General features: G+C 63.6%; 11 protein-coding genes. 5 read left to right on the top strand and 6 right to left on the bottom strand.

Translation table 11 applies throughout. The features are described from left to right. Positions 1–5 precede the first annotated feature (5 nt). The 6 genes from Q1W26_RS20410 to ccsA form a co-directional block, all read right to left on the bottom strand. Positions 6–272: a zinc ribbon domain-containing protein gene (locus Q1W26_RS20410; RefSeq protein WP_300444410.1), complete on the bottom strand. Its 267-nt coding sequence runs from the start codon at positions 270–272 to the stop codon at positions 6–8. A gap of 111 nt (positions 273–383) precedes the next feature. Further along, on the bottom strand, positions 384–1,241 hold the full coding sequence (locus Q1W26_RS20405) for an A24 family peptidase (protein ID WP_300444408.1): 858 nt from the start codon (positions 1,239–1,241) through the stop codon (positions 384–386). Positions 1,242–1,262: 21 nt separating this feature from the next. After that, a complete protein-coding gene (locus Q1W26_RS20400; protein ID WP_300444406.1) occupies positions 1,263–2,507 on the bottom strand; it encodes a type II secretion system F family protein in 1,245 nt (414 codons plus the stop codon). Between the two features lie 22 nt (positions 2,508–2,529). Beyond that, positions 2,530–4,245 carry a type IV-A pilus assembly ATPase PilB gene (gene pilB, locus Q1W26_RS20395; protein WP_300444403.1) on the bottom strand — a complete coding sequence of 572 codons (1,716 nt, stop codon included), beginning with the start codon at positions 4,243–4,245 and terminating at the stop codon, positions 2,530–2,532. 90 nt (positions 4,246–4,335) lie between these two features. After that, positions 4,336–5,610, bottom strand: coding sequence for an HlyC/CorC family transporter (locus tag Q1W26_RS20390; RefSeq protein ID WP_300444399.1), 1,275 nt, complete (start codon positions 5,608–5,610; stop codon positions 4,336–4,338). Between the two features lie 53 nt (positions 5,611–5,663). Beyond that, a complete protein-coding gene (gene ccsA, locus Q1W26_RS20385) occupies positions 5,664–6,491 on the bottom strand; it encodes a cytochrome c biogenesis protein CcsA (protein WP_300444389.1) in 828 nt (275 codons plus the stop codon). Positions 6,492–6,529: 38 nt separating this feature from the next. Here ccsA and ffh point away from each other — a divergent pair, with 38 nt between their 5' ends. The 5 genes from ffh to Q1W26_RS20360 all read left to right on the top strand — a co-directional run bounded on the left by ffh (position 6,530) and on the right by Q1W26_RS20360 (position 11,859). Then, positions 6,530–7,888 carry a signal recognition particle protein gene (ffh, locus tag Q1W26_RS20380; protein WP_300444386.1) on the top strand — a complete coding sequence of 453 codons (1,359 nt, stop codon included), beginning with the start codon at positions 6,530–6,532 and terminating at the stop codon, positions 7,886–7,888. A 67-nt stretch (positions 7,889–7,955) separates the two neighbouring features. Further along, a complete protein-coding gene (locus Q1W26_RS20375) occupies positions 7,956–9,461 on the top strand; it encodes a PAS domain-containing protein (RefSeq protein ID WP_300444383.1) in 1,506 nt (501 codons plus the stop codon). Positions 9,462–9,522: 61 nt separating this feature from the next. Further along, on the top strand, positions 9,523–10,140 hold the full coding sequence (locus Q1W26_RS20370) for a response regulator (protein ID WP_300444380.1): 618 nt from the start codon (positions 9,523–9,525) through the stop codon (positions 10,138–10,140). Positions 10,141–10,338: 198 nt separating this feature from the next. After that, positions 10,339–10,902, top strand: coding sequence for a phasin family protein (locus Q1W26_RS20365; RefSeq protein WP_300444377.1), 564 nt, complete (start codon positions 10,339–10,341; stop codon positions 10,900–10,902). A 114-nt stretch (positions 10,903–11,016) separates the two neighbouring features. Next, positions 11,017–11,859 carry a ferritin-like domain-containing protein gene (locus tag Q1W26_RS20360; RefSeq protein WP_300444374.1) on the top strand — a complete coding sequence of 281 codons (843 nt, stop codon included), beginning with the start codon at positions 11,017–11,019 and terminating at the stop codon, positions 11,857–11,859. The last annotated feature ends 334 nt before the right edge of the window (positions 11,860–12,193 follow it).

Here is a 12,193-nt window from a genome sequence, read left to right as displayed (position 1 = left end):
TGCACTCAGTGACACGCGCAACTGCCGCCGCAGGGGGTGGATGCCGGGCTTTCGGATTTTGTGGGCTCGGTTTTCGGGCTTGCGCCGGTGCTGCCCTTGAAGTCGGTGGCGTACCAGCCGCTGCCCTTGAGCTGGAAGCCTGCGGCCGAGAGCTGCTTGGCGTAGCTTTCGGCGCCACAGGCGGGGCAGGTGGTGAGCGGGGCATCGCTCATTTTCTGAAGATGGTCTTTTTGATGGCCGCAGGCGCTGCAGCGATACTCGTAGATGGGCATGACGAGCTCCGGAAAGTCAATGGGACGAAGTTTAGCGCATCGCAACATCGGGCGAAACAGACCCGCTTCCACCTAGATGGGGGTGGAAGCGGATGTTTCAAGCTGCGAGCATCAGAGCAGGCCGACGTAGGCGGCGGTCAGCGGGGTGCCCCAGTAGAGCGCCAGCAGGCCGGCTGCCGCGAGGTAGGGGCCGAAGGGGATGGGGATTTCGCGGCCGTGCCTGCGAAAGACGATGAGGGCGATGCCGACCACCGCGCCGACCAGCGACGACAGCAGGATGGTAAGGGGGAGTATCTGCCAGCCGAGCCAGGCGCCAATGGCGGCGAGGAGCTTGAAGTCGCCGTAGCCCATGCCTTCCTTGCCGGTGGCGAGCTTGAACAGCCAGTACACCGACCACAGTGTGAGGTAGCCGGCTGCCGCGCCGACCACTGCGCCGGTGATGTCGGTGTAGGTGTTGCCGAGGTTAAGCAGCAGGCCGAGCCACAGCAGGGGCAGGGTAATGCTGTCCGGCAGCAGCTGGGTGTCGAGGTCGATGAAGCACAGGGCGATCATGGACCACACGAAAACCAGCGCCCCGACGGCAGCCAGGCCGTATCCGAAGTGGAGGGCGGTAAAGCCCGACAGCACCGCGCAGAGAACTTCGATCAGCGGGTAGCGGGGGCTGATGGATGCGCTGCAGTGCCGGCAGCGGCCGCGGAGCAGGATGTAGCTGACCACCGGGATGTTCTCGAGGGCGCTGATGAGGTGGCCGCAGTGGGGGCAGCGGGAGCGCGGGGTGGCAAGATTGAAGCGCTGCGGGCTGGCAGTGACGCCCTCGTCCTCGCCCCGCAGGCTGGCGGCTTCGGCCTGCCATTCGTGCTCCATCATCACCGGAAGGCGGTGGATGACGACGTTCAGGAAGCTGCCGACGAACAGGCCGAGCAGCGTGCAGGTCGTCACGAAGACAAGGGGATCCTGGAAGATTTCCATGGGGTGCGGTGAGTGCCGGGCTTAGCCGACGACTGCGCCAAGCTTGAAAATCGGGAGGTACATGGCGACGACGAGGCCGCCGATCACAACGCCGAGGAAAACCATGATGATCGGCTCGAGGAGCTGGCTCAGGCCGGCGACTGCATCGTCGACCTCGCGCTCGAAGAAGTCGGCGACCCGGCTGAGCATGGAGTCGAGCTGGCCCGATTCCTCGCCGATGGACACCATCTGGATCACCATGGTCGGGAAGACGAGGGTGTTCTGCATGGCGACGGTGAGGCTGGTGCCGGTGCTGACATCGGACTGGATCTGTTTGGTGGCGTTTTTGTAGACCACGTTGCCGGCTGCGCCGCCAACGGAATCGAGCGCTTCGACGAGGGGAACGCCGGCCGCAAACATCGTGGAGAGTGTTCGTGTCCAGCGGGCGATGGTGGCCTTGCGGATCACCTCGCCGATGACCGGGAACTGCAGGACCGCCCTGTCCACGGCCATCTGCATGGGTACCGAATGCTTGTAGGTATATGAAATCCCCGCGATGGTCCCGAATATGATGCCGAACGCGAAATACCAGTAGCTGACGAAAAAGTCCGATACCGCGATGACGAGCATGGTTGGCGCCGGGAGGTCGGCACCGAAGCTGCTGAAGACCTTTTTGAATTCGGGCACCACGAACAGCATCATCACCGAGACCACGAGGGCCGCCACCACGATCACGGCGATCGGGTAGAACATGGCTGACTTGATCTTGCTCTTGATGGCAAGGATCTTTTCCTTGTAGGTGGCGAGCCGGTCGAGCGGGGAGTCGAGGATGCCGGCCTGCTCGCCTGCGGCCACAAGGTTGCAGAACAGGGCGTCAAAGTGGTTCGGGTGACGGCGGAAAGCCTGGGACAGGTTGCTGCCAGTCTCGACGTTGGCACGCACGTCGTTGAGAAGCCGGGCCAGCGACGGGTTGCCGCAGCCTTTGATGGCAATGTCGAAGGATTGCAGCAGCGGCACGCCCGAACGCATCATCGTGGCGAGCTGGCGGGTGAAAAGCGCGATGTCCTTGTCGGTGATCTTGCGGCCGCGGGCGAAGGCCTGTTTGCGGATCTTGTGGGTCAGGATGCCCTGGCGGCGAAGCACCGTCTGAACGACGGTTTCTGTCGTGGCACGCATTTCGCCACGGATGATCTTCCCGGTCTTGTCCTTGCCTTCCCAGACGAAGAGGTGTTCGCGGGCGATGTTCGTGGTGCGCGCTGGTGATTTTTTGTTGGGTGCTGTGGCCATCAGTTGTTTCCGCGTGAAGCGATCACTCGTTTGTGCAGGCGAGCACTTCGGTCAACGATGTGACCCCCTGCTTCACCTTCAGGAGGCCGGATTGGCGAAGATCCCTTACGCCTTCCAGCTGGGCCTGGGCTGCAATATCCATCGAGTTGCCGTTCGTCATGATTATACGTGCGATCTCTTCGGAGATCGGCATCACCTGGTAAATGCCCAGCCGCCCCTTGTAGCCGGAACCCTTGCACCGCTCGCAGCCCTTGGGACCGTATGGTTGCCAGCTTCCGTCGAGATCCTCTTCGGCGAAACCCGCGGAAACCAGCGCCTCAATGGGGATGTCCACGGGCTGCTTGCAGGTGCACAGTCGCCGGGCCAGCCGTTGTGCGGTGATCATGATCACCGACGACGCTATGTTGAACGGCGCGACGCCCATATTCTTTAGCCGTTCCAGCGTGGAGGGCGCGTCATTGGTGTGCAGGGTGGAGAGAACGAGGTGACCGGTCTGGGCTGCCTTGATGGAAATTTCGGCAGTTTCGAGGTCGCGGATTTCGCCCACCATGATGATGTCCGGATCCTGGCGCAGAAAGGCGCGCAGGGCGAAGGCAAAGGTGAGGCCCGCTTTCTCGTTGACGTTCACCTGGTTGACGCCGGGAAGGTTGATTTCCGCAGGGTCTTCGGCGGTGCTGATGTTCACGCCGGGCTTGTTGAGCAGGTTGAGGCAGGTGTAGAGGGAGACCGTCTTGCCGCTGCCGGTCGGGCCGGTGACGAGGATCATGCCGTAGGGGCGCCCGACGGCGTCGAGAAGCGCGGCTTTCTGGTCGGGCTCGTAGCCGAGGGCGTCGACGCCGAGCATCGCGGAGCTCGGGTCGAGAATACGCATGACGATCTTTTCGCCGTAAAGCGTGGGCAGTGTCGAGACCCGGAAGTCGATGGCCTTGCTCTTGGACAGCACGAGCTTCATCCGGCCGTCCTGCGGCACCCGCTTCTCGGAAATGTCGAGGCGCGAGATCACCTTGATGCGTGCGGCGATTTTTTCCTTGAGCACAAGCGGCGGCTGGGCGATCTCGCGCAGGATGCCGTCGGTGCGAAAGCGGATGCGGTAGTACTTTTCGTAGGGTTCGAAGTGGATGTCCGAGGCCCCTTCGTTGATCGCGTCGATCAGGAGTTTCTGGATGAAGCGCACGACCGGCGCATCATCCACTTCCGAGGCATTGTCTTCCTGTTGAGGCAGTTCGATGCCGCCCTCCTGGCCGAGGAGGTCCATGTCGAACTCTTCGCCGGTCAGCTCCTTGAGTGCGGCCGATGCCGTTTCCGAGAGGTGTTCGACCAGAGCGACGAGCTTGGGGGCTTCGACGACTACCGGGTCGACGGCGAGCCCCGTCTGGAAGCGGATTTCGTCGAGAATGCGCAGGTTGGACGGGTCGGCCAGGGCAAGGCTGAGGCGACTGCCCCGGCGGCCGAGGGCCACGACCTGATGCTTGATCATCAACTTGCGGTCGATGGCGTCCACCGCCAGGTGGGCCGGATCGAAGGCCGACAGGTTGAGGGCCGGCGTACCAAAGATCCGGGCGGCGAAGCTGGCGATGTCGACGGCACTCATCAGGCCGCGGTTGATGACGGCAATGACGAAGTCATTCGGGTTTCCGGTGGGCGTCGAGCACTGGAGTGCTTCGGCTTCCAGGAGCCGGTCGTGCTGTACCAGGGCGCGGGCGAGCCCGCTCAGGGCGGCTTGTGGGGTTGCTGACATGCCTGGGCGTAGATTGGAGTGGTAGGCCTGAAATGTGCTTCGATCATGCCGTCAGGCAGGTGGCTTGTAAAGCCACGATACATTCTGTGGCTATTTCACGGCATGGGGCCGGAATATTCGCACGTTCTTGATGCGGCGATCCTCTGCTTGGACGACTTCGATCGGCGTTCCGGCGATTTTGACCGACACGCCAGACTCGGGAATGTCCTGCAGGTGCTCCAGGATCAGGCCGTTGAGGGTCTTGGGACCATCGACCGGCAGGTTCAGGCCCAGTGTGCGGTTGAGCGTGCGCAGGTGCTGACTGCCATCGACGATCACACTGCCGTCGTCGTTCCAGCCGAGCTTGTCTGCGGCACCCGGTGCGCTGGTGGTGAATTTTCCGATCAGTTCCTCGATGATGTCCTCGAGGGTGACGAGTCCAAGCAGTTCGCCGTATTCGTCTACCACAAGGCCCAGGCGTTCGCGGTTTTCCTGGAAGAAGTGGAGCTGGGAGTAGATCGGGGTACTGGCCGGGATGAAGTAGGGTTTGGACAGCATCTCGCGGATGTCGGTAACTGACAGGCTGCGGTCAAGGGTTTGTCCGAGCACGCGGCGAACGTGAAGAACGCCAACCACGGCGTTCATCTCGCCGTCAAAAACCGGCAGGCGGGTGTGGTAGCAGGTGGCCAGGTGCCCCGCGATGACGCTGAGGGGCTCGGCAATATTGACGGCCTCGATCTGGTTGCGCGGCGTCATTACGTCTTCGACGGTGATGTCTTCGAGTTCGAACAGGTTGAGCAGGATGCTGCGGTGCTTTGGCGGGATGAAGGCACCGGATTCCAGTACCAGCGTGCGCAGCTCTTCGGTGGACAGGTTGTGTGCGTCCTGTCCGCCGTGGCTCTTCAGTCGCAAGAGCCTGAGGAGCCCGGCAACAAACAGGTTGATGAACCAGACGACGAAATACAGGCCCTTGAGCAGGGCGGACAGCGGGTAGCTGACGATGCAGGCCAGACGGTTGGCGTGGTTGGCTCCAACGACCTTGGGCGTGATTTCCGAAAAAACCAGGATCAGGAAGGTGACGACCAGCGTACTGACGCCCAGCACCCACTCCTCGCTGCCGAAAAGCCGGATCGTGATGACGCTGACCAGGGTGGCGGCGGCGGCATTCACGAGGTTGTTGAACAACAGGATGATGCCGAGCAGTTTGTCGGTGTGCTCCAGCAGATCGAGGGCCAGACGGGCGCCCCGTGAGCCTTGGCTGGCGGCCGTGCGCAGGCGATAGCGGTTGGCCGCCATCATGGCCGTTTCGGCCATAGAGAAAAAACCGGAGAGCGCCAGCAGCGTGACCAGGATGGCCGACTGGGCGTAAAGGGGAATACTGTCCAAGCGGAGCTACAGAGGGGATGACCCGGCGAGTATTCAGGCCGGGTCAGGCCTTGTCAAGCGGCCCGGCCGAGCAGGACTTCGGCCACGAAGCGGCTTCCCACGTAGGCCAGCATCAGTGCGATGAAGCCTGCGAGGGTCCAGTACTGAGCCTTTTTGCCGCGCCAGCCCCAGGCGTGCCGGCCGATCAGCAGGCTGCCGAAAAGCAGCCACGAGATAATCGCGAAGACGGTTTTGTGGTCGAGGCGGAAGGCCTTGCCGAACAGCGCTTCGGAAAACAGGATGCCCGAGCCGACCGTGAGCGTCAGCAGCACGAAGGCGATGCCGATCAGGCGGAACAGCAGGGTTTCCATGGTCAGCAGCGGCGGCAGCGCGGAAATGGCCCGGGTGAGCCTTGCGCCGTGCAGGCTGCGCTCGGCCACGGCCATCAGTACTGCGTGCAGGGCGGCCAGCGTAAACAGGCTGTAGGCCAGCATGGCGACGACGAAGTGGGCGCGGAACAGCGCAGATCCGGCGTTTTCCAGCAGGTGCGGGTCGGGGAAGAAGGCGGGCAGCAGGGCGCAGACGGCAGCGGCCGGCATGGCCAGCGTCTGCAGCCCCTCGAGGCGGGCGTAGAGGCTTTCGATCCAGTAGAAAAGCATGGCCAGCCAGAGCATCAGCGACAGGGCCAGGCTGAAGCCGAAGCGGATACCCTCCGGCGAGAAGAACACGCCGTGCAGCGAAACACCATGGGCGACAAGGGCCGCGAGCATCAGCGCCCTTTCCCAGGGCAGCAGTCCCTGGCGGGGTGCCCGCGTGGGAGCACGCCAGCGGCTGTGCCAGAAATGCATGCCGAGCAGGGCGTACAGGGTTGCAGGGAGGAGATGAAGTAGAATCGCGGGCATCTTCGAAGTTTACCCCAAGGCCTCGGCTACAAACCATCATGCTGGATAACCTCACAACGCGACTGGCCAAAGTCGTCAAGACTCTGCGCGGCCAAGCCCGCCTCACCGACGAGAACATCCAGGAAGCCCTGCGTGAAGTGCGCATGGCTTTGCTGGAGGCCGATGTGGCCCTTCCGGTGGTCAAGGAATTCATCTCCCGCGTCAAGGAAAAGGCGGTCGGCACGGAAGTGCTAAGTTCGCTGACGCCCGGTCAGGCACTGGTCGGGGTGGTGCACCGGGAGCTTACCGAGCTGATGGGCGGCGCCCACACCGGCCTCAACCTGGCTACCCAGCCGCCGGCGGTCATCCTGATGGCCGGCCTGCAGGGTGCCGGCAAAACCACCACCACCGGCAAGCTCGGCAAGATGCTGGTCGAGCGGATGAAGAAAAAGGTGTTGGCGGTTTCCACCGACATCTATCGTCCGGCCGCCATCGCGCAGTTGCAGACGGTTTCCCAGCAGGCGGGGATCGAGTTCTTCCCGTCCACGCCCGATCAAAAGCCGGTTGACATCGCCCGCGCCGCCATTGATTACGCGCGCCGTCACTATCTGGACGTGGTGCTGGTCGATACGGCCGGTCGTCTGGCCATCGACCAGGCGATGATGGAGGAAATCCAGGCGCTGCATGCCGCGGTCAAGCCGATCGAAACGCTGTTCGTCGTCGATGCGATGCTCGGTCAGGATGCGGTGAATACGGCTCGTGCCTTCAACGAAGCGCTGCCGCTCACCGGTATCGTGCTGACCAAGCTCGATGGCGATGCCCGCGGTGGTGCGGCGCTCTCGGTGCGTCACGTCACCGGCCAGCCGCTCAAGTTTGCCGGTGTCGGTGAAAAGCTCGGCGGGCTTGAAGAGTTCCACCCGGAGCGGATGGCCAGCCGGATTCTCGGCATGGGTGACATCCTGTCGCTGGTCGAGGACGCCCGCCGCGGTGTCGATGAAGAGAAGGCCAAGGAGTTCGCCCAGAAGCTCAAGAGCGGCAAGGGCTTCGATCTCAACGACTTCAAGGACCAACTTGGCCAGATGAAGAAGATGGGCGGCCTGACCAGCCTGATGGACAAGCTGCCGGCCCAGTTTGCCCAGGCTGCGGGCCAGTTGCAGGGCGGCGTCGAGGAAAAGGCGGTCAAGCGCATCGAGGGCATCATCAATTCGATGACTGCGGTCGAGCGTGCGAAGCCCGAGCTTCTCAAGGCCTCGCGCAAGCGCCGCATCGCGGCCGGCGCCGGGGTGACGGTGCAGGAGGTTAATCGTCTCCTGAGCCAGTTCGAGCAGACCCAGAAAATGATGAAGCAGTTCTCGAAGGGCGGCATGCAGAAAATGATGCGCGCCATGAAGGGGCTGATGCCCGGCGGCATGCGCTGACCGGTTCGGGCTTCGGAGCCTGCTTGCGACGGCGGTGCCGGTCAGGATGGGAATGATGCCGAGCGGTTTGACGGAAGATCCCGGCCTGGCCGAGGCGAGCTGGCGCCTGGCGCTCGAAGCCGCGGGCGACTGCGTGTGGGACTGGAATCTCCGCGACGGCCGTGTCGCCTGTTCGGAAAATCTGCGGGAGGTTTTTGGCGATCTGTTCGCCGAAGGCGAAGTGCCGGACTGGCGCGATCTGCTTCACGCCGATGAGCGGCGGGAGGTGCTGGGCCGGCTGGAGGCCTGCCTGGATGACTCGCTGGCGGCCTTCGAAGCGGAGTTCCGGGTGCGTTGCCGGAGCGGAGGCCCGCGCTGGATTTCCGCCCGGGGCAAGGTCGTTGCGCGGGACGAAGCAGGCCGGCCGGAGCGCTTTATCGCCACGTTTCGCGACCTCACCGCTGCGCGTGCCCGGATCGATCATCTCCAGGCTTCTGCGCGCCTGTGGCAGTTTGCCCTCGAGGGGCATGGCGACGCGCTGTGGGACTGGAGCCTGGTCACCGGCGAGATCGATGTCAGCCCGTCATTCCGGGCCATCGTCGGCTGGCAGGACGGGCGCCCCCTGTGTGGCAACGACATCTGGCCCGAAAGGCTGCATCCGGACGATCTGCGCAAGGCGATGGCGGCTTTCAGCGCTCATCTCGCGGGTGATCGGCCGATCACCGAAGTGGAGTTCCGGTTGCGCGTCGAGGATGGCTCATACCGCTGGCTGGCGCTGCGCGGAAAGATCATGGAAAGGGATGCCGACGGCCGTCCGCTGCGCATGATCGGGACTGTCCGGGATGTCCATGACCGCTATCTCGGCATCGAGCGCGAGAAGCGCCAGGAGCAGGAGCTGGCCCGCGCGGCCCGCCTGATCCACGTTGGTGAAATGGCCTCGGCGCTGGCCCATGAACTCAATCAGCCTCTCACGGCATTGCGCAACTTCAGCGGCGTGGCGCTGCGTCGGCTCGAAGAGCTGGGCGCAGCGGGCGCGCGTATCCGCGAACCGCTCAAAATGATCGCCGAGCAGGCCCTCAGGGCCGGTGAGATCGTCCATCGGGTCAGGGGCTTCGTGCGCAAGGGCGGGCTGGTGGCCGCTCCGGTGGCCATCAATGGTGTGGTTCGCAGCACGGTTCGTTTCGCCGAGTTCGAGGCCCGCGCGCACGCCGTGCATTTTGTGCTCGAGCTGGCCGATGCCTTGCCGATGGTACAGGCCGACCAAGTGCAGCTCGAGCAGGTGCTCAGCAATCTCATCAAGAACGGAATCGACGCCATGAGCGCCATTCCGGGCGAGCGGATCCTGCAGATTCGCTCCCGGCTCGGGGCGGATGGCGTTGTGGAGGTGGCGGTCATCGACTGTGGCGAAGGGCTGGCCGAGGCCGTGCGCAGCGATCCCTTTGCCCCTTTCGCGACGACCAAGCCGGACGGCGTCGGGCTCGGGCTGGCCATCTGCAGGACAATCATCGAGAACCATGGCGGGCGCTTGTGGGTCGAATCCAGTACAGCTCGAGGTTCGACCTTCTGTTTCGCTCTGCCCTCGGCTGCGGCGTGACGTGGGATCGGGAGACCGGGTGTATTCGTCTCAAATCGATTTTGCCGTACAGGAGGCTGACATGAGCGGGCCACTTGTGTGTGTTGTTGACGACGATGACGCAGTCAGGCTTTCCATGGGGCTGCTGATCGAAACCCTCGGTTTGCCGGTTCGCTGTTTTCCCACGGCGCTCGACGTGCTGGCCGACGGTGATGCCCTGGAGCGGGTTCATTGCCTGGTGCTGGATGTGCGCATGCCGGGCCTCTCCGGCGTCGGGCTGCAGGAGCGCCTGGGAAAGCTGGGGCGGGTGGTGCCGATCATCTTTGTCTCGGCCCACGGCGATGTGCCGATGGTCGCCCGGGCCATGCGCGAGGGCGCCTTCGATTTTCTCCAGAAGCCGTTCAACGAGCAGGTGCTTCTCGACCGGGTGCTGGAGGCCGTCCAGCTGGCCGCCCGGCGCCGCCAGGAGAGCGCGTGGCTGGCCAATGTCCAGAGTCGGCTCGACAGCCTCACCGCCCGGGAGCGCGACGTGATGGAGGGCATGGTGGGCGGCCGGCTCAACAAGCAGATTGCCGAGGATCTGGGCATCAGCATGAAAACCGTCGAACAGCATCGCTCGCGCGTGATGGAGAAGCTGCAGGTGGATTCCCTTGCCGAGCTGGTTCGCATCGTGGTCCGCTCGTGCCGGCAGGAAGACTGAAGTCGTTGCCCTGTTGATGCGCTTCCGGGTTTTCCCGGATGTGCGGAAGGGAAACGCCGGATTCGTGAAAACCTTCTTCTTTGGCAGAATCCGCCTCGTTCATTCGATCAGACGCATCGATTCTTGCGATGCCCGGAAGAGGTGGGGGAGACACCCTCGATGCCGTTCTGACGCAATTTCAATGTTTGAGGAAGATTTATGCCGACAAAGGTTTTTGCCCAGTTCGCCGCCCCGTTTCAGGGTGCAGCGATGAACAGCCTGCTTGACCTCGGGCAGAGCCTTGCCGCCCAGGCAGAGAAAATCACCCGTCTTCAGTTCGAGGCCGGTATCGAGTCGTCCCGCGATGCGATGGCTGTCACCCAGGCCCTGCTCGAAGTGAAGGATGCGGATGGCCTGGCCAAGTGGCAGGAGGCCTTCTTCCAGCCGAACCTCGACCGCGCGGCAGAGAGTGTCAGCCAGCAGTATGAAGTGCTGCTCGAGACCCGCGGCATCCTGGCCGAGGCGGTCAAGCAATCCACTGCCGAGGCGACCCGCCAGATCCAGGAAAACATCGACCGTATCGCCAAGGGCGCGCCGGAAGGTTTTGCGCCGGTGTTCGATGCGATTCGCAAGAGTCTCGACACCCAGGTCGCCACGCTGGAAACCATGGGCAAGTTCACTGATCAATTTGGCGATCTCGCCAATGCAAACCTGTCGGCCCTCAAGGATGTTGTTCAGCCGGTTGCAAAAGCCGCGGGCACATCCCGCCGCAAGACCGCCTGACCGGCGTTTTGTTTCAAGGGTTGGGGCCGCTTCCGAAGGGGAGCGGCCTTTTTTGCGCCTGCGAAAAGCGGGCGGCAGGGCCGCTTCTGGCGACTCCTGCTAACATCGCGGCCCATGCTGGAAGACCAAGACGATTTGCACGCCCGCGCCTGGCGGGCACTGATGAGCCCCGTACCGGCTGACAAGGCCGCATTCACCGGGAGGCTCTTCGACGACTGGCGCGCCGGGCGTATCGTCGTGCCGGATGCGAGCCTGTGTCCGGTGCTGGCGGTAGACGACCCGGGACGACCGGAGCGCCCCGAACTGATCGCCCATACCTCGGTGGTGCGCCGCAAGCCGGGATCGCCGGAGGGGCGTGCCGCGCTGCTGCATGCCATTGCCCATATCGAGTTCAACGCGATCAATCTGGCCCTCGACTGTGCCTATCGCTTTCGCGGTCTGCCGGCCGAGTTTTATGCCGACTGGCTGCAGGTGGCGGCGGAGGAGGCCTATCATTTCGGACTGGTGAGCGAGCAGCTCGGTGCCTCCGGTTTTGCCTATGGCGATTTTCCAGCCCACCGGGGTTTGTGGGACATGGCCGTCAAAACGGCCGCCGATCCGCTCGCGCGCATGGCGTTGGTGCCGCGGGTGCTGGAGGCCCGGGGGCTCGACGCCACGCCGCCCATCATTGCCAGCCTGCGCCGGGTCGGCGACGAGGCGACGATTGCCGTGCTGGACATCATCCTGCGTGACGAAATCGGCCACGTGGCCCTGGGAGACCGCTGGTTTCGCCATTTCTGCGCCGGCCGTGGGCTGGAGCCGGAGGCGACTTACCTCGCGCTGATGGCCGAGTTCGATGCGCCGTGGCCACCCAAGCCCCTTAACGTGGAGGCCCGCCTTCAGGCGGGCTTCAGTGCGGCTGAGATCGCCCGGCTCGAGGGCGTGAAGCCCAAAAGCGGGCAGAAGAGTGAGCCGTAGGCGTGCAGAGGCCTGACAAGAACAGGGTGACGACGGCGAAAGCGAAGGCCGTGACGACCAGCCCGATCGCCACCCACCAGGTAAGCATGGCGAAGCCGATGGCGATCGCCTTGTGCATCACGTCGTCGAGCTGGCCGCCAAGGTAGATCAGCGCAATGGCGGAGGGGGCGAAAAAATAGCCGATATGCGTCCAGCTTCCCGGGCGTGCTCTCGGAAGGCGCGCCTGTCCGCCCGGCCTGTGAACGAAAAAAAGGGTGGTCGAAACCCCCTTTTTTTATGACTGCCCGGCGCGCTGGCGCGCCTTGATTCGGCTTAGCGCAAGCCGGCAGCGAAG

Origin of the sequence: Zoogloea sp. (genome assembly GCF_030157465.1) — a bacterium.
Lineage (GTDB): Bacteria > Pseudomonadota > Gammaproteobacteria > Burkholderiales > Rhodocyclaceae > Zoogloea.
Note: the sequence above shows the minus strand (reverse complement) of the source record. Positions and strands in the feature narration are given on the sequence as shown.